Raw genomic sequence first — 22799 nt, forward strand, 5'->3', positions numbered from 1 at the left:
CGACTTTGGCTAGTACGATTTTCGCCGGCAACTTCTGCAAAGCTTTGATTATTTGTGCCAGCGCACTCTTCACAACCACCTCTACAAACGACAAGGCCACCCCTGGGGGTGGCCTTGTGCTTATGGGTTGTAAGCCCTTCCGGGCGCCGCTATTACTTGGCGTAATCCTCGGTCGGGACGCAGGAGCAGAACAGGTTGCGATCGCCGTAGACGTCGTCGATGCGGTTCACCGAGGGCCACAGCTTGCTGGCGCGCACGGCCTCGGACGGGAAAACCGCCTCGGCGCGGGTGTAACCGCGACTCCACTGCTCGTCCATGACGTCATCCTGGGTGTGCGGCGCATGGACCAGGGGGTTGTCGGTCAGGCTCCAGTGGCCGTCCTGCACCCGGGCAATCTCGGCACGGATGGCGGTCATGGCCTCCACGAAGCGATCCAGCTCGCGCTTGGATTCGGATTCGGTCGGCTCGACCATCAGGGTACCCGCCACAGGGAAGCTCATGGTCGGCGCGTGGAAGCCGTAGTCCATCAGGCGCTTGGCCACGTCCATCTCGCTGATGCCGGAAGCCTCCTTGAGCGGGCGGATGTCCAGGATGCACTCGTGGGCCACCCGGCCGTTGCGCCCGGTGTAGAGCACGGGGAAGGAGTCGCCGAGCTTCTTGGCCAGGTAGTTGGCGTTGAGGATGGCGACCTGGGTGGATTTCTTGAGCCCCTCGTCACCCAGCATGGCGATGTACATCCAGCTGATGGGCAGGATGCTGGCCGAGCCGAACGGGGCGGCAGACACGGCGCCGTTGTCACGGCTCGCCAGTTCGGTCTTGACCACGGCATGACCGGCCACGAAGGGTGCCAGGTGCTGCTTCACGCCGATGGGGCCCATGCCCGGGCCGCCACCGCCGTGGGGAATGGCGAAGGTCTTGTGCAGGTTGAGGTGAGAGACGTCAGCACCGATAAAGCCGGGCGCCGTCAGTCCGACCTGGGCGTTCATGTTGGCGCCGTCCAGATAGACCTGACCGCCATACTGGTGAACGATGTCGCACACCTCCTTGATGGTCTCCTCGTACACCCCGTGGGTGGAGGGGTAGGTCACCATCAGGCAGGAGAGCTGGTCCCCCACCTCGGCCGCCTTGGCGCGCAGGTCGTCCAGATCCACGTTGCCGGCCTTGTCGCAGGCGGTGACGATCACCTTGAGGCCCGCCATCTGGGCGGAGGCCGGGTTGGTGCCGTGAGCGGAGGCCGGGATGAGGCAGACATCGCGATGCCCCTCGCCGCGGGACTCGTGGTACTTCTTGATGGCGAGCAGGCCCGCGTACTCGCCCTGAGCGCCGGAGTTCGGCTGCATGCAGACTGCGTCGTAACCTGTCACCTTCACCAGCCAGTCTTCCAGGTCTGCCAGCAGCAGCTGGTAGCCCTGGGTCTGCTTGAGCGGCGCGAAGGGGTGCAGCTTGCCGAACTCGGGCCAGGTCACCGGGATCATCTCGGCGGTGGCATTGAGCTTCATGGTGCAGGAGCCGAGCGAAATCATGGCGTAGTTCAGGGCCAGATCCTTCGCTTCGAGACGGTGGATGTAGCGCAGCATCTCGGTCTCGGAGTGGTACTTGTTGAACACCTCGTGGGTCAGCACGGCGTCGGTGCGCAGCAAATCCTGCGGGATGGCCTGATGGCCCTGAGCCGCCTTGTCGAGGGCCTCGATATCCAGGCCGTGGCCTTGGCCGAGGAACAGATCAAACAGCTCGGCCACGTCGCCACGGGTGGTGGTCTCGGAGAGGGACACACCGACGGCACCGTCCAGATCCGCGCGCAGGTTGATGCCCAGCGCTTCGGCACGGGCGATCAGCTCTGATTTGCCTGCAGTCAGCACTGTGAGGGTGTCGAACCAGCTGTCGTGCTTGAGGGCCAGGCCCTTGGCCTTGAGGCCGAGCGCCAGGATGCTGGTCAGGCGATGAACGCGGGAGGCGATGGTCTTGAGCCCCACCGGGCCGTGGTAGACGGCGTAGAAGCTCGCCATGTTGGCCAGCAGCACCTGGGCGGTACAGATGTTGGAGTTCGCCTTCTCGCGGCGGATATGCTGCTCGCGGGTCTGCATCGCCATGCGCAGGGCGTTCTTGCCACGGGCATCCTTGGAGACGCCGATGATGCGGCCCGGCATGGAGCGCTTGTAGGCATCGCGGGTGGCGAAGAAGGCCGCGTGGGGGCCACCGTAACCCATGGGCACGCCGAAACGCTGGGCAGAGCCGAACACCACGTCCGCACCCAGTTCACCCGGGGATTTGAGCAGCAGCAGGGAGAGCATGTCGGTCCCGACGCAGGCCAGCCCCTTCTGGGTCTGGACGGCGGCGATCAGGGAACGCAGATCGCTCACCTGGCCTGTGGTGCCCGGGTACTGGAACATGGCACCAAACACCTCTTCGCTCACCGCGTCAGAGGCGGGGCCCACGGCCACGTCGAAACCGAAGTGCACCGCGCGCTCCTTGACCACGTCGATCACCTGGGGGTGTACGTCGTCGGCCACGAAGAAGAGGTTGGACTTGGACTTGGCCATGCGCTTGGCCAGCGCCATGGCTTCGGCGGCGGCGGTGGCTTCATCGAGCAGGGAGGCACTCGCCAGATCCATGCCGGTCAAGTCCAGGGTGAGCTGCTGGAAGTTCAGCAGCGCCTCGAGACGGCCCTGGGCCAGCTCCGGCTGATAGGGGGTGTAGGCGGTGTACCAGCCCGGGTTTTCCAGGACGTTGCGCAAGATGACGTGGGGCACGTGGGTGTCGTGATAGCCCATGCCGATGTAGCTCTTGGCGATCTGGTTCTTGGCGGCATAGCCCTTGAGCTTGGCCAGGGCCTCCACTTCGGTCATGGGGGCGCCGATGCCGAGCGGGCCCGGGCGACGGATGGCGGCAGGGACAGTCTGCTCAATCAGATCGTCCAGGCTCTCGGCCCCCACGGTGGCGAGCAGGGCCCGCACTTCTTCCTCACCCGGGCCGATGTGACGGCGGATGAAATCGGTTTTTTGCTCGAGTTCAAACAGTGACTGGGTCATTTCCCTATTTCCTGGTATTAAGTCCTGATAACCAAGACCTGATGTTCCTGATAGCCGGCGGAAACCGGCTCCACTCATGTTCTGTGTCCGCCGCAGGCAGACGGGGAATGCGGCAAGGGCATCCCGAAGGCGCAAAGGCTGCGCCCTTCCTGCAACCTCCATGGCCGCAGGATGGCAGTCATACAAGAGGGCCCTGCTGTGTTGGCAGGGCCCGGGGGCATTACTCTTCGTCCACCACGTTCTGGTAGCCTTCGGCATCCAGCAGGTTGGCGAGCTCGCCCGCGTCGTCCAGCTTGATGCGGAACAGCCAGCCGGCGCCGTAGGGGTCGGAGTTGACCAGCTCAGGGCTGCCTTCCAGCTCTTCGTTGATGGCCAGGATCTCGCCACTCACCGGGCTGTAGATGTCGGAGGCGGCCTTGACAGACTCGGCCACGGCGCAATCTTCGCCGGCACTCACCTGCTTGCCCACTTCCGGCAGATCGACGAACACCATGTCTCCCAGCAGATCCTGGGCGTGTTCGGTGATACCGACCACGGCTTCGCCGTTGGCTTCAACACGAACCCACTCGTGGGAGGTGGCATATTTCAGTTCGCTCGGGATATGGCTCATTTGTGCTTCCTTTATGCTCTTGGATCGCTTCAACAAAAATGGGTCGGCGAAGGGACACCCCTTCGCCGCAATCAATCATTACACCAGGGGCTGGCCGTTGCGCACGAAGGCCGGCTTGGTGACCTTCACGGTGACCAGCTTCTTGCGGATCTCCACCTGGGCTTCAGCGCCGATGTCGCGGGGCACCCGCGCCAGGGCGATGCTGTAACCCAGGGTGGGGGAGAAGGAGCCCGAGGTGATCACCCCTTCGCGCTGCTCACCGCTCGCGCTGGTGAAGGTGACCGGCATGCCGGCACGCAGCACCCCTTTCTCTTCCATCACCAGACCCACCAGCTTGTGCTGGGTGCCGGCGGCCTTCTGGGCCTCCAGGGCGGCGCGGCCGATAAACTGGCGATCGGCAGGCTCCCAGGCCAGAGTCCAGGCCATGTTGGCGGCGAGCGGACTGATGCTCTCGTCCATGTCCTGGCCGTAGAGGTTCATGCCGGCTTCGAGGCGCAGGGTGTCACGAGCACCCAGGCCGCAAGGGGCCACGCCGTTGTCCAGCAGGGCCTGCCACAGATCGCACGCCTTCTCCTGCGGCACCACTATCTCGTAACCGTCTTCGCCTGTGTAGCCGGTGGTGGCGATGAAGAGATCCCCGGCCTGCACGCCGAAGAAGGGTTTCATGCCCTCGACCGCCGCATTCTGCTCAGGGGTGAACACCTTGGCCGCCTTGGCCTTGGCGTGGGGGCCCTGCACCGCGATCATGGCAAGCTCGGGGCGCTCGGTCACGCTCACGGCAAAGTCGATGGCGTGGTGGCGGATCCAGGCCAGATCCTTCTCGCGGGTGGCGGAGTTCACCACCAGGCGGTAGAAGGTATCGGTCAAGTAATAGGTGATGAGGTCATCGATGACGCCGCCTTCCGGATTGAGCATGCCGCTGTAGAGGGCCTTGCCGGGGACGGTGAGCTTGGCCACGTCGTTGGCCAGCAGGTGTTGCAGGAAGGCTTTGACCCGCTCGCCGGTCAGGTCGACTATGGTCATGTGGGAGACATCGAACATGCCCGCATCGCTGCGCACCGCGTGGTGCTCTTCCAGCTGGGAGCCGTAGTTGATGGGCATTTCCCAACCGTGGAAGTCCACCATCTTGGCGCCAGCTTCCAGGTGTTTGGGATGCAGTACAGTAGTCTGGATCATCGCTGTGTTTCCTTAAGCGTTCGCGACAACGCTCGCAATCCGCTCCGGCTCCCCAGCACAGCGGGAGGGCGGACCACAAGGTCTGTGCTCGTTCCCACCCGTGGGGCAGGAGTGATTCCTTGAACGGTGCGGATTATATGACAAGAGCGCCTGGGTGCCGCTCAAAAAAAACTAATACCGCACCGACAAACTGACACCAGACACTAAGACAAAAACAGTGATAAAAACAGTACAAACCCGGCATGCGCGAGATTTAATGTTGATTTTTACCGTCACGTCACAATTTACAGAAAAACGTTTCGCTTCCCGCCAACATTAAAGGCTGACACCCCGGAGGGGCATTCAGCCTTGTCAGATTAGTTTTATTGTCAAAACCCGGGAGTAAGATTAGATTTTTTCACCCTTGGCCAGGGCAGGCAGCTCACCCTCTAACCCCATGGCGGCCCGGATCACGCTGTGCTTGAGCGGCGCCAGGCCATCGACGGCCCGCAATCCCACCCCGCGCACCAGCTTCTTGAGGGGGTGGCTGCCACCAAATAGCCGTTTCAGACCTTCCATCGCCGCCAGCATGCGGGCGGCCTCGCTCTTGCGCCAGCGCTCATAGCCGCGCAGGTTGGCCAGCAGGCCGATATCCGCCCCCGCGCTCTGGCTCTTGAGGAGCTGTTCGGCCAGGGCCGCCGCATCCAGCAGGCCGAGATTCACCCCCTGCCCCGCTAGCGGGTGTATGGTGTGGGCCGCATCCCCCACCAGCACCAGCCGCTCGCGGGCAAAGTCCCGGGCGTAGCGGGCGGTGAGCGGGATGGCGCTGCGGGCCCCCTCCACCTTGCACAGCCCGAGGCGCCCATCGAAGGCGGCGGTGAGCTGGCGACTGAACCCTTCATCATCCAGGGCGCACAGCGCCTCGGCCCGCGCGGCGGGCACAGACCAGACGATGGAGCAGAGGTTGGGCTCCCACAGGGGCAGGAAGGCGAGCGGGCCTTCGGGGGTGAAGATCTGGCGCGCCACCGCCTCGTGGGGCTCGGCACTTCGCACCGTCGCCACCAGGGCGTGGTGACCGTAGTCCCAGCTGGTGAGCGGGATGTCCGCCTGACGGCGCACCCAGGAGTGGGCACCGTCGGCGGCCACCACCACGCGCGCCGAGAGGGCGCGGCCATCTTCCAGCAGCAACAGGGCCCCCGCCTCGCTCACTTGCAGGCTCTGGGCCCGGGCCGGGGTGAGCAGGCTGATGTTGCTCGCCCCCGCAATGGCATCGAGCAGCGCCAACTGGATGACCCGGTTCTCGACGATGTGGCCGAGTGCCGGTTGGCGCAGGCTGGCGGCATCAAAGCCGATATGGCCGAAGCTGTCCTGCTCCCACACCGCCATGCTATCGTAGGCTTGCAGGCGGCGCGCCACTATGCCGTCCCAGGCGCCGACCCCCTGCAGGATGCGTTGGCTGGCGAGGCTCAGGGCGCTGACCCTGTTGTCCGGTGCCTCCCCGAGTTGGGTGTCGGGCAACTGCCCCTCGACGATGGCGACCTTGAGCGCGCTGCTCTTGAGGGCGGCGGCGAGCCCAAGGCCCACCATGCCGCCCCCCACAATCACCACATCCACATTTTGCATCTGCATCATCTCTATCCTTTCGTGGCTGATCGCCAAGATCAGCAGGGGGACGCCCGCTGGCATCCCCGCATCAAGTTGTCTGCTGCAGCCTCTTCTGGGCACACCTCATTGACGACACAGATCGGCGACAAACCCCAGGGTACGGGAGGCGAGTGGCGCCTGCAGCCAGGGTAGTCGCTCCATCAGGGAGAGTGCCAGATTGCGGCCAGCCACCAGGGGGGCATGGCCGTTGGAGAAGAGCTGGGCCAGGGAGGAGGTGAGCCAGATGGTCTGCTCCTGATCCCCCTTGCGCCGCTGCCAGTAAGCGCTCAGCACCTCGAAACTGCCGATGTCCTCCCCGGCCGCGAGCGCCCGGGCCACCGCCTGGGTGAGCAGGTCCAGGTCGCGCATGCCGAGGTTGAAGCCCTGGCCGGCGATGGGGTGCAGCAGGTGGGCGGCATTGCCCACCAGCACGGTGCGCTGGGCCAGGGGATAGTCGGCCACCGTCAGCACCAGGGGGTAGAGGTGGCGCGCCCCTGTGCGCACGAAGCGCCCGAGCCGCCAGCCAAAGGCCTGCTGCAGGCGGGCCAGGAAGGCGGCATCATCCAGCGCCATCAGGGCCTGCGCCTCGTCCCGCGGGACGCTCCACACCAGGGAGGAGAGCCCCTCCTGCATGGGCAGCAGCGCCAGCGGCCCCCCTTCGGTGAAGCGCTCGAAGGCCCGACCGGCGGGATCCTCGGCGGTCTTGACCGTGGCGATGATGGCGCTCTGCTCATAGTCATGGCGACTGACCGGCAGCTTGAAGTGCTGGCGCACGAAGGAGTTGCCGCCATCGGCCGCCACCAGCAGCCGGGTCTGATAGCGCTCGCCGCTGGCGAGGGTCAGGGTCACCCCCTCCTCCTGCGGCGCTATGGTGGAGAGCTGGGCCGGACAGCACAGCCTGATGTTCGCGGTGGCGTCCATCCCCTGCTGCAGCGCGATGCCGGCGGCGGAGAGTTCGATCACCTGGCCGAGGGCGGGCAGACCAAACTGCGCCGCCGTGAGCCGGGTCTGGCCACAGTGGCCCCGATCCGAGACATGGATATGGGTGATGGGGGCGCAGTGAGGGGCAAAACGGGACCAGAGCCCGTGACGGGCCAGCGCCTCGCAGGTGCCCGCAGAGAGCGCGATGGCGCGGGCATCGAAGCCGGGATGGGCATTGAGTTCGGGGGCGCTCGCCTCCAGCAGCAGGATCTGCAGGGGAGTACCGCTCGGCCCCTTCAGGGCGGCGAGGGAGAGGGCCAGCACGGCGCCGCTCATACCACCGCCGACGATAGCCACGTCGACGTGAACCGGATCAGAATGAGACATGAGAAGAGGGCATAGGCTAAAAACGTGGGCCAATGCTATCACAAAGGCGGGGGGCGGGATGCGAGGCCACGGGCAAAAAACCGATTTGGCACCGTCAGTTGGCCCGCAAGAGAGCGCCTGGCACTCCCCTGCCCCGCCCGGAGCCGTCAGGTAAAAAGAGCGCCATCAGGCGCTCTTTTCTATGTCCGAGTGGGGACTCTTGCGGGATTCAGTGCAGGGTCGGCGGGGTGCTCGGGGTATCCGGACGCTTGCCAAACTCCTCGAACGCCATCATGACCCCGAGGCGCACATGTTCGTAGAGCACCAGGAAGGAGGCTTCGTTCTCGTCATCCTCCTGATCGAACTCCGCAGAGACCTGGGTGATGCTGGCGATGTCCTGGATCATCTCCTGCAGCTCCTCGGAAGCCTTGGAGAGCTCCTGCTGCACCACGCCGAAACCGGCCAGGAAGGCCTGGGACCAGTCCACCAGGGCATCGATGCGCTCGTCCAGCGGCGCCTCGTCGCTTGGCAGCAGCAGCTCGACCCCTTTTTGCGCCATCAGGCTCTCGATGACCCCCTGATAGAGATCTGTCATCACCTGGCGCACCGGCGCCGGCAGGCCGAAACCATCGTTGATCAGATCGTTGAAAGGGGGCAGCCAGCTCTTGTCATCCAGTACCACGCCACCGCACACCAGGCCGCAGATCACGCCATGGGCCTCGACAGCCGTCGCCATCAGCTCGTGCTGCTCCATCAGGTCGGCCACGGCCGCGTATTTCAGGGGGTTCGTTTTGCTCATCGAAGATCCGCTCAAAGTTCAGGCAAATATGCAAAAATTATGGCCGAGATCCTAGCATTCTCCCCCTCCCAGAGCCAGCAAGGCCTTGAAACTTCTGCATCTGCCCTATATAGTCCCGCCCAGTTGTCCACGTGGATAAAGGCGGGAATCAGCCCCGCCGTATTGAGGAAGGCATGAGCATAGAGGCCGTAGAAATCGTCATTTTGGGACGTCCCTACAAGGTATCCTGTCCCTTGGGACAACAGGATGCCCTGCGCCAGGCCGCCGACCAGCTGAGTGACAAGCTTATCGAGCTGCGTCAACGCTCCAAGGTCTCCAGCAATGAACAGCTTGCCATCATGGCCGCGCTCAATTTCTGTCATGAGCTCTGCCTTGAAAAAGAGAAGAACCACCAATACTCTGAGACCATGGACAAGCGGATCAAGATGCTGCAGCGCACCATAGAAGCGGCCTTGATCGAGCACGGACAATATGGTGATTCCAGCGATGAGGGCCTTAAGCCCTAACCGCGACCCGTTTTAAAATTCCCTGGGGTGTGCGTCAGCCGGTTCAAGTCCCCGAGCCGATAATCATACCCAACAGGAGTTCTATCTTCTGACTATTGCGCATGCTCGGCCCGACCGAGAAGCCTGCGGCCAGTTTAGAACTCCGCCTTGAACTCACGGTTCAAGGGCCCAAACCGGCAACGGCATCTCCGGGGTACCTAGTGCAAGAGCCCGTCATTGATATGACGGGCTTTTTTTATTCGCACTCCCTGCCCTGCCCCACCCCAGCAAAACCGCCATTAAAAATACCCACAATATCAATGCAATAGCCATTTGTTATTTTTTTGTTATTTCAACCTTGCGAACTGTCCCGGCGTCACCTAAAAATGTAATCGATTACATTTCAACCACAGGAACCTGGAATGAGCCGCGCCCCCGCCCCTGTCAATCCCGTCTCCATGGCCGCCGTCGCGGCGCGGGCCGGAGTGTCGGTCGCCACCGTCTCCAGGGTGCTGAACCATCAGGAGGGGGTCACCGACAAGACCCAGGCCAAGGTCAACCGCGCCGTCCACGAGCTCGGCTATCGCGTCAATCAGCTGGCCAACAGCCTGCGCACCGCCAGAAGCTGGCTGCTGCTCATCATGGTGCCCGACCTCGGCAACCCCTTCTATATCGAGATAGTGCGCGGCATCGACAGGGTGGCCCGCCAGCACGGCTACTTCGTGCTGCTGTGCGACACAGGCGCGGATCCGGGCCGGGAGCGCTCGGCCTTCGAGCTGCTGCGCACCCACAGAGCCGACGGCGCCATCTGTCTGGATCCCGACTCCATCCAGCAGGGACTGAGCCAGGAGATCAACGCGCTGCCCTGGGTCGCCTGCTGCGAGTTTGACCCCGCCATGCCGGTTCCCTACGTGGGCATAGATAACCAGGGGGCGGCGGCGGAGGCGATCCGCTATCTGCTGAGTCGGGGCCATCGCCAGATCGCGCTCATAGGCGCGGATCCCGCCTACCTCTACGCCCGCCAGCGGGAGGCGGGGGTCCGCCAGGCCCTGGCAGAAGCCGGCCTCACCCTGGCGGATGAGTGGAATATCCGGGTCACCAGCCTCGGCTTCCTGGCCGGGGCCGAGGCGGCGCAGCAGTTGCTCGACTGCCCGCAGCGCCCCACCGCCATCTTCGCCGTCGCCGATGCGCTGGCCATCGGCCTGATGCACCGCTTGCAGGAGGCGGGGCTGCGCATCCCGGACGACATCGCCATCATGGGCTTCGATGACATACCCATGGCCGCCCAGCTCAATCCACCGCTCACCACCATGGCGCAGCCCATGGAGGAGCTCGGCGCCGAGGCCGCCCAACTGCTGCTGCAGCGCCTGAACGCCCCCGACACCCCGCTGATCGGGCGCCTGCTCCCCCATCGGCTCGTCAGCAGAGCCAGCGCCTGATGCAAGCCCCCGTCGGCAGAGTGCGCGAGATAGACAAAGGAGAAGACGATGAGTCTTGGTGTCGAATTTAGCGGCGTCTGCAAGGACTTCGGCCCCATCCGGGTGCTGCACGGGGTCGACTTCAGCCTGGCGCCGGGGCGGGTCTACGGCCTGCTGGGGGAGAATGGCGCGGGCAAGTCCACCCTGATGAAGATCCTCGCCGGGTACGAGCCCATCAGCGCCGGGGTGATCCGAATCGATGGCGAGGCGCGCAGCTGGCACTCCTCCCGCGAGGCGGAGCAGGCGGGGATCGTGCTCATTCATCAAGAACTCAACCTGGCCGAGCACCTGACCCTGACCCAGAACCTCTTCCTCGGCCATGAGCTGACCAGGGGCGGCCTGCTGGACGAACCCACCATGGCGACCCGGGCGCAGCACTATCTGGAGCAGGTCGGGCTACAACGCGCCCCTTCCACCAAGGTACGGCAGCTTATCGTGGCGGAGAAGCAGCTGGTGGAGATCGCCAAGGCGCTGTCACGGCAGGCCCGCCTGCTGATCATGGATGAGCCGACCGCCACCCTGACCCCGGGGGAGACGGCGCGGCTGTTCGCCCTCATCGCCAGGCTCAGGGCCCAGGGCACCACCATCATCTACATCTCCCACAAGCTGGACGAGGTCAAGCAGATCACCGACGAGGTGGTGGTCATGCGCGATGGTCGCTTCGTCAGCCGGGGGGAGACGGCGGCCTTCACTCGCCAGCAGATGGCCAACCTCATGGTGGGACGCGAGATGTCGGACATGTTCCCCCCCAGGCTGCCACCGCCGGAGGGCGCAGAGATAGCCCTCGCGGTGAGCGGACTCTGCGTCCCCGGCTGGGTGGTCGACCTCGATTTCGAGGTGCGCAGCGGCGAGATCTATGGCTTCGCCGGGCTGGTGGGGGCCGGTCGCACCGAGGCCTTCGAGGCCATCCTCGGCTTGCGCGAGCGCAAGGGGGGTAGCATCCAGCTGGCGGGCAAGGCCGTGCGCATCGACAGTCCCCTCGCCGCCATGCGCCAGGGGCTCACCTATCTGCCGGAGGATCGCAAGGGCAAGGGGCTGCACCTGCAGCTCGGGCTGGCCGAGAACCTCACCCTGATGACGCTGGCGCGCTACGCCCACCCCTGGCTGGACAAGGGGGCCGAGCAGGCGGCCCTCACCCGGGCCATCAATGACTTCGGTATCAAGGCCGGCTCCCACTCGGCCCGGGCCCGCATGATGTCGGGGGGCAATCAGCAAAAGCTGGCCCTCGCCAAGTTCCTGCACCCGGACCCCAGGGTCATCGTCCTCGACGAGCCCACCCGGGGGGTGGATGTGGGCGCCAAGCGCGACATCTATTTCCTGATCCAGCGACTGGCCGCCGAGGGGCGCGCCGTCATCGTCATCTCGAGCGAGCTGGTCGAGCTGATCGGCCTGTGCCACAGCGTCGCCGTGCTGCGGGCCGGCCGTCTCCAGGCGGTGCTGCCCGCCCACCATCTGACCGAAGAGGAGTTGATCGCCTATGCAACCGGTACCCACTGACAGCCGCAAAGAGCGGTTGCTCTCCCTGCTATCGGGGAGTGGCCCGCTGCTCGGGCTGATCCTGCTGTGCCTGCTCGGCGCCCTGCTCAACCCCGACTTCGCCACCCTGGACAACCTGCTCAACGTGCTGACCCGCACCGCCTTCATCGGCATCATAGCGGTGGGCATGACCTTCGTTATCATGTCCGGCGGCATCGATCTCTCGGTGGGCGCCATGGCCGCCCTGATCGCCGGGGCCATGATCCTCATCATGAACCGGCTCGGCGCCGGGGCGCTGGTGGATGCCCCCCTGCTGGTGGTCGTGCTCGGCATCGGGCTGGCCCTGCTGCTCGGCCTGCTGTTTGGCGCCGGTCACGGCCTGCTGATCACCCGGGGCAGGATTGAACCCTTCATCGTCACCCTGGGCACCCTCGGCATCTTTCGGGCCGTGCTGACCTATCTGGCCGACGGCGGCGCCCTGACCCTGGACGATGCCCTCGGCGATAGCTACAGCCCCGTCTATTACGGCAGCCTGCTGGGGGTGCCCATCCCGGTATGGGTCCTGCTGCTGGTGGCACTGGCGGGAGGGCTGCTGCTCAACCGCACCGCCTTCGGCCGCCATGTGCAGGCCATCGGCTCCAACGAGCAGGTGGCGCGCTACGCCGCCATCCGGGTCGATCGGGTCAAGCTGCTCACCTATGCGCTGCTCGGGCTCTGCGTCGGCATCGCCACCCTGCTCTATGTGCCGCGCCTGGGCTCAGCCACGCCCACCACAGGGCTCTTGTGGGAGCTGGAGGCCATCGCCGCCGTGGTGGTGGGGGGCACCTCCCTCAGGGGAGGAGAGGGGCGCATCTTCGGCACCCTGGTGGGCGCCATCCTGCTGTCGGTCATCAGCAATATCCTCAATCTGACCAGCATCATCAGTGTTTACCTCAATGCCGCCGTGCAGGGCATAGTGATCATCATGGTTGCCTTCATGCAACACAGGCGTTGAGGCTGTTGTGGACAGGAAGACGAAAGCGAAGAAACGGCAGTGACACCAGTGGCGGGGCCTCCCCTCGCCAGAGACAAGGAACGGGCACAAGCCCAACAGTCAAGAGGCTATCAAGATGAACAAGATGCTACACGCCCTGGGCGCCTGCGCCCTGATGATCGCAGCCGGCAGCGCCTCGGCAGCCGAGAAGATGACCCTGGGGGTCTCCATCCCGACCGCGACCCACAGCTTCACCGCCGGCATCGTCTGGTGGGCCAACAAGGCCAAGGAGGATCTGGAGAAGGCCCATCCCGATCTCAAGGTGATCGTCAAGACCGCCGCCAATGCCCCAGAGCAGGCCAACCAGCTGCAGGATCTACTGACGGTCAACAAGATAGATACGCTGGTCATCTTCCCGTTCGAGTCAGCCTCCCTGACCAAGCCGGTGGCCCAGGTCAAGCAGAAGGGGGTCTATGTCACCGTCGTCGATCGGGGGCTGACGGACACCAGCGCCCAGGATGCCTACGTGGCTGGGGACAACACCGCCTTCGGCAAGCTGCCCGCCGAGTTCATCGCCAAGACCCTCAACGGCAAGGGAGACATAGTCGCCCTGCGCGGCATTCCGACCACCCTGGACAACGAGCGCTTCGACGCCTTCAGCGGCGTGATGAAGCAGCACGGGGAGATCAAGATCCTCGACGCCAAATATGGCAACTGGAACCGGGATGACGCCTTCAAGGTGATGCAGGACTTCCTGACCCGCTTCAAGCATATCGACGCCGTCTGGGCCGCCGATGACGACATGGCGGTGGGGGTGCTCAAGGCCATCGATCAGGCCAAGCGTACCGACATCAAGCTGGTGTTCGGGGGCGCCGGGGCCAAGGGGGCGATCAAGACCCTGATGGAGGGCAGCGATCCCCGCATCCAGGCCAACGTCTCCTACTCCCCCAAGTTCATGTACGACGCCATCATGCTCACCGCAGAGGCCCGCCTCAAGGGTGAACGCCTGCCGGCCAACACCATCATCCCCTCTGTCCTGATCACCCCGCAAACGGCCAAGGAGTTCTACTTCCCCGACTCCCCGTTCTAAGGCTGTCATATGTGAGAACCCCGGCCTCCCCTTCGCGGGAGCCTTGGCCCCACCCCAACCCTCCCCTTCCCAGGGGAGGGCGTTTTTACTCCTCCCCCTTGTGAAGGGGGAGGCTGGGAGGGGTTAACTGCCTTTATTCAGGAGTGCCCATGAAGACCATCAAGGGACCGGCCATCTTCCTCGCCCAGTTCATGGGGGAGAAGCCGCCATTCGATACCCTCACCGGCCTGGCGGACTGGGCCGCCGGCCTCGGCTTTCGCGGCCTGCAGCTGCCGACGGATCCGCGCCTGTTCGATCTGACCCTGGCAGCGACCAGCCAGGACTATTGCGACGAGACAAGCGGCCTGCTGGCCGAGCGGGGGCTGGTCATCACAGAGCTCTCCACCCATCTGCAGGGCCAGTTGCTGGCGGTCCATCCCGCCTATGACGCCCTGTTCGACGGCTTCGCCCCCCCGGCGCTGCGCGGCAAGCCTGCCGCCCGCACCCAGTGGGCTGGCGAGCAGCTCAGGGCGGCCGCCCTCGCCTCTCGAAGGCTTGGCCTCAGCGCCCACGTCACCTTCTCCGGCGCCCTCGCCTGGCCCTATCTCTACCCCTGGCCCCAGCGGCCCGCCGGGCTCATCGAGGAGGCCTTCGCCGAGCTCGCCCGCCGCTGGCTCCCACTGCTCGATGCCTTTGGCGAGGCCGGGGTGGACGTCTGCTACGAGCTGCACCCGGGAGAAGATCTGTTCGATGGCGCCACGCTGGAGCGCTTCCTCGAGGCGACCGGCGACCACCCTCGGGTCAACGTGCTCTACGACCCCAGCCACATGCTGTTGCAGCAGCTCGATTACCTCGCCTTCCTCGACCTCTATCACGAGCGGGTGCGCGCCTTCCACGTGAAGGATGCGGAATTCAGGCCCTCGGGGCGCCAGGGAGTCTATGGGGGTTACGCCCCCTGGCTCGGGCGGGCGGGGCGCTTTCGCTCCCTGGGAGATGGCCAGATAGACTTTGGCGCCATCTTCAGCAAGCTCGCCCAGTACGACTACCCTGGCTGGGCCGTGCTGGAGTGGGAGTGCGCCCTCAAGCACCCGGAGGATGGCGCCGCCGAGGGGGCCGACTTCATCCGCCGCCACCTGATCCGGGTCGCCGAGCGCCCCTTCGATGACTTCGCGGGCAGCGGCCTGGCGCGGGAGACGGTCAGAAGCCTGCTAGGCCTCGGCGACAGCGTAAGCGGTCATCCGGGCGGCAAGATGGGAGAGAAAAAATGAAGAGACGACTGCGTCTGGGCATGGTCGGCGGCGGCCAGGGGGCCTTCATCGGCGCCGTGCATCGACTGGCGGCCCGCATGGACGATCACTATGAGCTGCTCGCCGCCGCCCTCTCCGCCGATCCCGCCAACGCCCGCTCAAGCGCCCTCGCCCTCGGGCTGGATCCGGCCCGCGCCTACCAGGATTACGCCAGGATGGCCCAGGCCGAGGCGGCCAGATCCGACGGCATAGAGGTGGTGGCCATCACCACCCCCAATCACCTGCACGCCCCGGTGGCGCGCGCCTTTCTCGAGGCCGGCATCCACGTTATCTGCGACAAGCCGCTGGCACTGACCCTGGCCGAGGGGGAAGAACTCGCCCGGCTCGCCCGCCAGCGGCGGCGGCTGTTTGCCCTGACCCACACCTACTCCGGCTACCCCATGGTGCGCCACGCCCGCGAGCTGGTCGCCGCCGGCGAGCTGGGGGAGCTGCGCTATGTGCAGGTCGAATACCTGCAGGATTGGCTCGCCAACCCCATCCCCCCGGGTCAGAACAAGCAGGCGGACTGGCGGGCCGACCCGACCCGCGCCGGCCGGGCCGGTTGCCTCGGCGACATCGGCACCCATGCCTACCAACTGGCGGCCTTCATCACCGGGCAGTTGCCACATGAACTCGCAGCCCTGCTGCACAGCTTCGTGCCGGGGCGGCGGGTGGACGATCATCTGCAGGTCTGGCTGCGCTACCCCCAGGGGATGCGCGGATCGCTCAACGCCAGCCAGGTCGCCAGCGGCGAGGAGAACCGGCTGCAGATCCGCCTCTATGGCGACAAGGCCGGCCTGATCTTCCGCCAGGAGACACCGAATGAACTCTGGCTGACCCCCATTGGCGGGGCCAGCCAGCGGCTGACCCGGGGCCGGGTGGCAAGCCTGGCGGCGATCCATGCCAGCCGGGTACCCGCCGGTCATCCCGAGGGTTATCTGGAGGCCTTCGCCCAGCTCTACACGGACGCGGCCTTGCAGATCCACGCCCTGGCGGCCGGGGAGGCCCCGCCCCCCGAGAGCCTGGCGCTCACCACTGTGGAGGACGGGGTGGCGGGCATGCGCTTCATCGAGACCAGTCTGGCCAGCCACGCCGCCGACGGACGCTGGCTGCCGCTCTCCTGACCCGCCATGGCGCAAGGCCGCGAGCGGCCCTCCCTAGGCACCGGACAACAAAAAGCCCGCCGACGAGGGCGGGCTCTGTACCTGAGTTGGCTGCCTCAGACGGCCATCTGCTCGTGGGGGGAGCCATGGTGGCGCAGCCAGAGGAAGCTCAGGGCCACGATCAGCACCATCACCACCATGATGGCCCCCAGGGTCACCTGCCCTTCCATCGGGAAGCTGGCGGCCAGCAGGGTGACGATACCGGCCCCCAGGTTCTGCATGCCCCCCAGGATGGCCCCGGCGGTGCCCGCCTGACCCGGGAAGGGCTCGATGGCGCAGGAGGTGGCGGTCGGGTAGAGGATGCCGCTGCCGATGAAGTAGACAGCCGCGCCCCCGACCAGGGAGGCCGCACTCACCACCCCGAACAGCCCAGGCACCAGAATGATGAGGGCCCCCAGTCCCAGGAAGGCGATGCCAAGGCGCATCAGCTTGCCCTGGCTCAGGCGAAAGCTCAGACGGGCCGAGAGCCAGGCGCCGAACAGGTAGCCGGGCAGCGGCAGCACGAACAGCACGCTCACCGTGCGGGCGCTCAGTTTGAGCACGTCGCCGAGCAGCACCCCGGCAGCCGCTTCGAATACCGCGAGTCCCGCGAAGGTCGCCATCAGGCAGAGCAGGTTGCCCTGAAAGCGCGGGTTGCCGAGCACGTGACGGTAGGCGGCACCGACCCGCAGTGGCTGCTGACGGGCGCTCGCTGGCAGGGTCTCGCCAAACCAGGCCAGCAGGGCCAGGGTGGTCAGGGCGCCGAAGCCGAACAGGAACCAGTAGCCGGCGCGCCAGTTGAACAGCTCGGTCAGCCAGCCCCCCAGCACGGGTGCCAGCAGGGGGGAGAAGATCACCCCCATGCTCACCAGGCTGTTGGCGCGGTTGAGCTCGGCGCCGCTGTAGCGATCCCGCATCACGGTCCGGCTCATGGCGCCACCGGCCCCCGTGCCCAGTCCCTGGATGAAGCTGCCGGCCAGCAGGGCGGCAAAGTGCGGGATCAGCTGAATGGTCAGGGTGCCCACCAGAAACACCATCATGCCGATGAGCAGCACGGGGCGACGGCCGATGCGATCAGACAGCGGACCGTAGACGAACTGGGAGAGGCCGTACGGGATCAGGTAGCAGGCCATCACCGCCTGCAACTGGCCGGAGGCCACATGAAAGTCCCCCGCCATCATGGGAATGGAGGGCACATAGAGGGTCTGGGTCATCTGGCCCACGGCGACCATCAGAATGGTCAGGAAAAACAGCGGATAAAAACTGTGCCGATACATATCTCAGTCCCGAAAAATCATCGAAAAGCTGCCCGCCTCTGGCAGAGAACCGCAGAGGGGATCCAATAAACAGGGTCAATCAAAGGTGAAACGCAAGGCGGAGGACCCGCACCCGCCAGGAGCAGGACGCTCTTTGGCTTGCGGTGATCTTAGTGATTCATGTCACAAAAAACGAACGAATCTTTATAATCTGCTTTCCCAAGTTTTTCTAATGTGACGGGGCCTGCGGCCCCGTCGAACTGACATCGAACGGGAGCGAGGCGCCTGTGCCCAGACGCCCCGTTCCCCTTAGCCCACCCGCCCCAACCCGGCGGGCGCCAGCCCATGCTCGGGTGTGCCCGCCGCCCCCAGTCGCAGGCAGCGCCCGGCCACCTTGCCCGCCAGCGCCTCGTCATGGGTCACCAGCAGCAGGGCGCAGCCTATCTCCGCCAGCTCCCCCAGCAGGCAGGTGACGGTCTGCTGCTGGCTCAGGGGATCGAGCCGGGAACTGGGCTCGTCGGCAAACAGCAGCACCGGGCGCAGCAGCAGGGCCCGGATCAGGGACAGCCGTTGCAGCTCTCCCCCCGACACCTGGCTCGGCAGCCGGCTCAGCAGGCTCTCATCGAGGCCGAGCCTCGCCAGATAGTCGGTGAGGGGCTGGCGGGGCAGCCGGTGCAGGCGCAGCAGATCGTCAAACTGGGTGGCGAGACGCACCCGGCTGGCGAAGGCCTGCACCGGATCCTGATAGAGCTTCTGCCAGCGGTGGGGGGTTATGTCCCCCTGGCGCAGCACCCGCCCTCGCAGCGGGCGCTGCAACCCCAACAGCACATTGCCGAGGGTGCTCTTGCCCGCACCGCTCGGCGCCATGATGGCGAGCCGCTCCCCCCGGGCCAGTGGCAGGTCGAGCCCCTCGAACAGGGTCTGCTCCCCGTAACCCATGGCGAGCCCCTCCCCCCTGAGCAGCCAGTCGCCGGTCGGAGGATGCACGGCCTCGGGCCAGGCCGAGGGCTCCGCCGCCAGCAGGGCGCGGGTGTAGGCATGGGAAGGCGCCTGCAGCACCTGCTCGGCGGGCCCCTGCTCCACTATCTCACCCCCCTTGACCACCAGCACCCAGCCCCCCAGCGCCCGGGCCAGGGAGAGATCATGGGTGATGGTCAGCAGGTGGCGCCCCTCGGTCAGATAGCCCTGCAGCAATGTCTGCAGCCTGGCACTGGCCCGGCGGTCGAGCCCCTTGGTGGGCTCGTCGGCGATGAGCAGGCGCGCCTGCCCCAGGGTGGCGGCGGCAAAGGCGGCGCGTTGGGCCATGCCCCCGGAGAGCTGGTGCGGGAAATGGCGCTCCCGCCCGGCAAGCCCGAGCCGCTCGAGGGCGTCCCGCGCCCGCGAGCGCGCCTCCTTGCCGCCCGCCAGCCAGCCCTCCTCAACCTGGGGCAGCAGCCCCATGGTGGGGTCCAGCGCCAGCACCGGCTCCTGGGGCAGCATGGCCAGCTCCCGCCCCCAGAGGGCGCGCACAGCCTGGGGGTCCGCCAGGCTGTGGCACAGGCCGCCCATCGCCATCTCACCCCGGCCGCGCAGGGGGGCAGGCAGGGTCCCCATCAGGGCATGGGCCAGCAGGGATTTGCCCGAGCCGCTCTCCCCTATCAGGGTCAAGGCGCTGCCGGGGAGCAGGGTGAGATCCAGCGCCTGCAGCAGGGTCTGTCGACCGTCATCCACCTGCAGGCCCTTGATATGAATGGTCGTCATGGGGTGACTCCTTGCGGGGATCCAGGATGAAGAGTGCCCTTCTGATTGAGCAGCACCAGGGCCAGCAGCATCACTCCCATCACCAGTATGGGGGCCAGCAGCAGGCGGGGCGCCTCCTGATAGTGAGGCAGCGCCTCCGTCATCATCAGGCCGAGCTCAGGGGTGGGTGGCTGGATGCCCACCCCGACGAAGCCCAGGGTCGAGAGGGTCAGGATGGCCCCCGCGAGGCCAAAGGCCATCATGGTCAGCAGCTGGGGAGCCAGCTCGGGCCAGAGGTGGCGCCGCAGGATGTGGGCGTTGCCAAAGCCCAGCAGCCGGGACGCCTCCACCTGGGGCGAGGCAAGCAGCGCCCGGCTGCGGGCACGCACCACCCGGTAGTACTCCACCCACTGGGCCATGGCCAACCCGAGATAGAGGATGGCGAAGCCCCCCTGGGCCATGGCGGAGAAGAGCAGCACCAGCAGCAGGCTCGGCAGGGCCAACACGCCGTCGGCCAGGCTGCGCAGCAGGCCGTCGACCCAGCCGCCGCGCCAGGCTGAGAGCCAGCCCAGCAGCGACCCCAGCAGGGCCGCCGTCAGGACGCACAGCATCCCCAGCAGCAGGGAGAGCCGGGTCGCCGCCGCAAGCCGCGCCATCAGGCTGCGGCCCATCTGATCCCGCCCGAGCGGCTCCTGCCAGGAGGGATCGGCCAGGAACTGCACCAGATCCTGGGCGGCGGGATCGGGCCAGAACACGGGGCCCAGCAGCGCGAACAGCACCACCAGCAGGAGCAGGCTTGCTCCCGCCTTGACAGAGAAAGACATGATCAGGACTCCTTGGGACCGCGGGGATCGATGGCGAGGCAGAGCAGATCCGTCAAGGTATTGAGCAGCACGAAGAGCGCCGCCAGCACCAGCACGGTTCCCTGCACCATGGGGATGTCGCGCCAGAAGATGGCATGTACCAGGGCATGGCCGATGCCGGGCCAGGCGAACAGGCTCTCGACCACCACGACCCCTTCGATAAGCAGCACCAGCTGAACCCCTGTGTAGGCGATGACGCTGACCCCGGTGTTGCGCAGGCCGTGACGCCTGAAGACCCGGGCGGGCGAGAGCCCCTTGGTGAGGGCGAAACGGTAATAACCGGACTGCACCACGGTGAGCACGCTCTCGCGCACCACCCGGGAGAGCACACCCGAAAGCCCCAGCCCCAGGGTGAGGGCGGGCAACAGCAGGTTGCTCCCCTCTCCGTGACCGGCGGCGCTGACCCAGCCCAGCTCCACCGAGAGCAGCACCATGAGCACCAGGCCGAGCAGAAAGGGAGGCAGCGCGCGCATCAGCACGCTCCAGCCCAGGGTCAGGCGATCGCACCATCCCCCCGGACGCAGGGCGCTCAGGCTGCCGAGCGGCAGCGCCAGCAACAGGGCCAGGGCCACGGCGGCCACCGCCAGGGACAGGGTGGCCCCCAGGTGGTGGCCCACCTCGCTGGCCACAGGTGCGCCCGTCACCAGGGAGCTGCCAAGATCCCCCTGCAGCAGGGCGCCCAGCCAGTCACCGAAGCGGGAGAGGGCCGAGCCGGCCAGCCCCAACTCGCTTCGCACCGCGTTGGCGGCCTCGGCGGTGACATAGTCATAGCCGTAGCGGCCCGCGGCGATGCGAAAGGCGATGTCCCCGGGCAGGGATTGCACCATCAGAAAGCAGAGCCCAGCCACCAGCAGGGCCACCATCAGCGCCTGCACCAGCCGCTGGCCCAGTATTCCCATGACGGCAGAGAAGGGCGCCGCTGTCATTGTGTGCTCCATGTGAGTTTGTCCAGACGGTAGCTGCGCTCCTGGGGATCCAGCTCAAAGCCCTTCAGCTCACGGCTGACCGCCGCGCTCTGGCGATACCAGGCGATGGGCAGGAGGGGCAACTCCTGCTGCAGGGTGGTGGCGATGTCACGGCGCAGTGCCGCGGCCTCCCCTGCGGGCAGGGTCTCCTTGCCAAGGCGGGCCAGTGTTTGCTCCATGGTCGGGGATTGCCAGTTCATCACCCCCCAGTCGGCACCGGCGGGGGCCAGATCCCCCAGCAGGGTGACCAGGGGATCCGGCACCAGGGCATAGTTGCGGGCATAGAGGCCGAGCTGGAGCGAGCCATCCTGATGACCGGCCGGGATCTCGCTCGAGTTGCCCACCGCCACCTTGAGGTCCACCCCCACCGCCTTCCACTGCGCCTGCAGTGCCGTGGCCAGCAGGGGCAATTCCGGGCGATCCGGGAAGGTGCGCAAGGTCAGGGCGAAACGCTCCTCCCCCTTGTGCAGCACGCCATCCGCCCCCAACAGCCAGCCTGCCGCCGCCAAGGCTGCCTGAGCCGCCTTGACGTCATAGGCGAGCGGGGTCAGCCCGGGTTGATGCCACTCCCCCAGGGTGGGAGGGAAGAGCTGGGTCGCCGCCATCTCGGGATCCCGCAGCAGGGCCGCCGCCATGCCACGGCGATCGATGGCGAGGCTGAGGGCACGGCGCACCGCCGGATCCTTCAGAAGAGGATCGGCCCCATTGAGCTTGAGCTGTATGGTGCGCGGCAGGGTAACGGAGACGATGGAGACCCGGGGCGCCTGCTGCAAGCGGCGGATGCTGACCGGATCCAGCCCCCAGGCAATGTCGGCCTGACCGCTCTCGGCCATCAGGGTGCGGCTCTCGGCGCGGCCCACCGTCAGGTAGCTCACCAGCGAGATGGCAGGCTGGGGGCCCTGCCAGCCATCGAAGCGCTCGGTCTCGACTCGCTGGGGCTGCTGCAACCGGGTGATGCGATAGGGGCCAGAGCCGATGACCTGGGTCACCTCCCCCTTGGCATCATAGGCCCCCTTCGCCAGGATCTGGGTGCTGGGGTGAGCCAGCACGGCGGCCAGGGGGGCGAAGGGGCCCGTGAGGGTGACCAGCAGGGCCCCCTCATGGGCCTCGATGGACGCGATGGGGGCGCTGGTCATGACACCGGGCTTGCGCCATGCCTGCTGCAGGGCAAAGTCGACCTGCTCGGCGCTCACCTCGCTGCCATCGTGGAAGCGGGCCCCGGGGCGCAAGGTGAATCGCCATTGCAGGCCATCCTCGGAGCGAGACCACTGGCTCGCGAGCCCGGGCTGCAGATTGCCCTGGCTGTCGACCTCGACCAGGGTCTCTGCCACCTGCATGCGGGTAAAGAAGACCCCGTTGCTGGCAGGGTCGACACTGTGGATCTCCCAGGGCCCCACCATGGCCAGCGGCTTGCCGTGAGCAACATTCATCCCGGCCATCAACACCAGGGCGCACCATCCCCAACGGGCGTGTATTTTTGTCATCCTTTCCATCCAAACGATAATGATTACCAACCAAATGTTGGCGTTATAACATAACAATTAATCGAGATGAATGACTTTT

The 22799-nt window shown here is 66.1% G+C and carries 18 protein-coding genes and 1 other RNA gene; 8 read left to right on the forward strand and 11 right to left on the reverse strand.

From position 1 onward, the window contains the following. Window positions 1–152: 152 nt before the first annotated feature. From gcvP to HB860_RS09195, 6 genes are all read right to left on the reverse strand, one after another. Window positions 153–3029, reverse strand: coding sequence for an aminomethyl-transferring glycine dehydrogenase (gcvP, locus tag HB860_RS09170; protein WP_247626414.1), 2877 nt, complete (start codon window positions 3027–3029; stop codon window positions 153–155). Window positions 3030–3249: 220 nt separating this feature from the next. Next, a complete protein-coding gene (gene gcvH, locus HB860_RS09175) occupies window positions 3250–3639 on the reverse strand; it encodes a glycine cleavage system protein GcvH (RefSeq protein WP_005329287.1) in 390 nt (129 codons plus the stop codon). 78 nt (window positions 3640–3717) lie between these two features. Continuing rightward, a complete protein-coding gene (gene gcvT, locus HB860_RS09180) occupies window positions 3718–4815 on the reverse strand; it encodes a glycine cleavage system aminomethyltransferase GcvT (protein ID WP_247626415.1) in 1098 nt (365 codons plus the stop codon). 387 nt (window positions 4816–5202) lie between these two features. Continuing rightward, on the reverse strand, window positions 5203–6423 hold the full coding sequence (locus HB860_RS09185; protein WP_247626416.1) for an FAD-dependent 2-octaprenylphenol hydroxylase: 1221 nt from the start codon (window positions 6421–6423) through the stop codon (window positions 5203–5205). Between the two features lie 99 nt (window positions 6424–6522). Then, complete coding sequence (gene ubiH, locus HB860_RS09190) at window positions 6523–7746, reverse strand: 2-octaprenyl-6-methoxyphenyl hydroxylase (protein WP_247626417.1); 1224 nt, start codon at window positions 7744–7746, stop codon at window positions 6523–6525. A gap of 208 nt (window positions 7747–7954) precedes the next feature. Then, window positions 7955–8524, reverse strand: coding sequence for a UPF0149 family protein (locus HB860_RS09195; RefSeq protein ID WP_139434232.1), 570 nt, complete (start codon window positions 8522–8524; stop codon window positions 7955–7957). A gap of 173 nt (window positions 8525–8697) precedes the next feature. Here HB860_RS09195 and zapA point away from each other — a divergent pair, with 173 nt between their 5' ends. From zapA to HB860_RS09235, 8 genes are all read left to right on the forward strand, one after another. Further along, window positions 8698–9030, forward strand: coding sequence for a cell division protein ZapA (gene zapA, locus HB860_RS09200; RefSeq protein WP_139434231.1), 333 nt, complete (start codon window positions 8698–8700; stop codon window positions 9028–9030). Between the two features lie 16 nt (window positions 9031–9046). After that, window positions 9047–9229: non-coding RNA, 6S RNA (ssrS, locus tag HB860_RS09205), on the forward strand. A gap of 202 nt (window positions 9230–9431) precedes the next feature. Further along, window positions 9432–10448 carry a LacI family DNA-binding transcriptional regulator gene (locus HB860_RS09210; RefSeq protein ID WP_247626418.1) on the forward strand — a complete coding sequence of 339 codons (1017 nt, stop codon included), beginning with the start codon at window positions 9432–9434 and terminating at the stop codon, window positions 10446–10448. Window positions 10449–10496: 48 nt separating this feature from the next. Continuing rightward, complete coding sequence (locus HB860_RS09215; RefSeq protein WP_247626419.1) at window positions 10497–11984, forward strand: sugar ABC transporter ATP-binding protein; 1488 nt, start codon at window positions 10497–10499, stop codon at window positions 11982–11984. After that, window positions 11965–12957: an ABC transporter permease gene (locus HB860_RS09220; protein WP_247626420.1), complete on the forward strand. Its 993-nt coding sequence runs from the start codon at window positions 11965–11967 to the stop codon at window positions 12955–12957. Before HB860_RS09215 ends, HB860_RS09220 begins: the two co-directional genes overlap by 20 nt. A gap of 115 nt (window positions 12958–13072) precedes the next feature. Beyond that, window positions 13073–14026: a substrate-binding domain-containing protein gene (locus HB860_RS09225; RefSeq protein ID WP_247626421.1), complete on the forward strand. Its 954-nt coding sequence runs from the start codon at window positions 13073–13075 to the stop codon at window positions 14024–14026. Between the two features lie 149 nt (window positions 14027–14175). After that, a complete protein-coding gene (locus HB860_RS09230) occupies window positions 14176–15273 on the forward strand; it encodes a sugar phosphate isomerase/epimerase family protein (RefSeq protein WP_247626422.1) in 1098 nt (365 codons plus the stop codon). Further along, complete coding sequence (locus HB860_RS09235; protein WP_247626423.1) at window positions 15270–16415, forward strand: Gfo/Idh/MocA family protein; 1146 nt, start codon at window positions 15270–15272, stop codon at window positions 16413–16415. The genes HB860_RS09230 and HB860_RS09235 overlap by 4 nt, the downstream gene beginning before the upstream one ends. Before the next feature lie 95 nt (window positions 16416–16510). Here the strand turns inward: HB860_RS09235 and emrD are convergent, their stop codons facing one another. From emrD to HB860_RS09260, 5 genes are all read right to left on the reverse strand, one after another. Next, window positions 16511–17710: a multidrug efflux MFS transporter EmrD gene (emrD, locus tag HB860_RS09240; RefSeq protein WP_202045974.1), complete on the reverse strand. Its 1200-nt coding sequence runs from the start codon at window positions 17708–17710 to the stop codon at window positions 16511–16513. A 288-nt stretch (window positions 17711–17998) separates the two neighbouring features. Further along, window positions 17999–19429 carry an ABC transporter ATP-binding protein gene (locus HB860_RS09245; protein WP_247626424.1) on the reverse strand — a complete coding sequence of 477 codons (1431 nt, stop codon included), beginning with the start codon at window positions 19427–19429 and terminating at the stop codon, window positions 17999–18001. Continuing rightward, entirely contained in the window at window positions 19426–20232 is an 807-nt protein-coding gene (locus HB860_RS09250; RefSeq protein ID WP_247626425.1) for an ABC transporter permease, read from the reverse strand. Before HB860_RS09250 ends, HB860_RS09245 begins: the two co-directional genes overlap by 4 nt. Before the next feature lie 2 nt (window positions 20233–20234). Continuing rightward, a complete protein-coding gene (locus HB860_RS09255) occupies window positions 20235–21197 on the reverse strand; it encodes an ABC transporter permease (RefSeq protein WP_247626426.1) in 963 nt (320 codons plus the stop codon). Next, window positions 21194–22720 (reverse strand): ABC transporter substrate-binding protein, encoded by a 1527-nt coding sequence (locus tag HB860_RS09260; protein ID WP_247626427.1) that lies wholly within the window; start codon window positions 22718–22720, stop codon window positions 21194–21196. The genes HB860_RS09255 and HB860_RS09260 overlap by 4 nt, the downstream gene beginning before the upstream one ends. Window positions 22721–22799 lie beyond the last annotated feature (79 nt).

Source organism: Aeromonas genomosp. paramedia, assembly GCF_023093515.1.
In the GTDB taxonomy this organism is placed as follows: Bacteria; Pseudomonadota; Gammaproteobacteria; order Enterobacterales; family Aeromonadaceae; genus Aeromonas.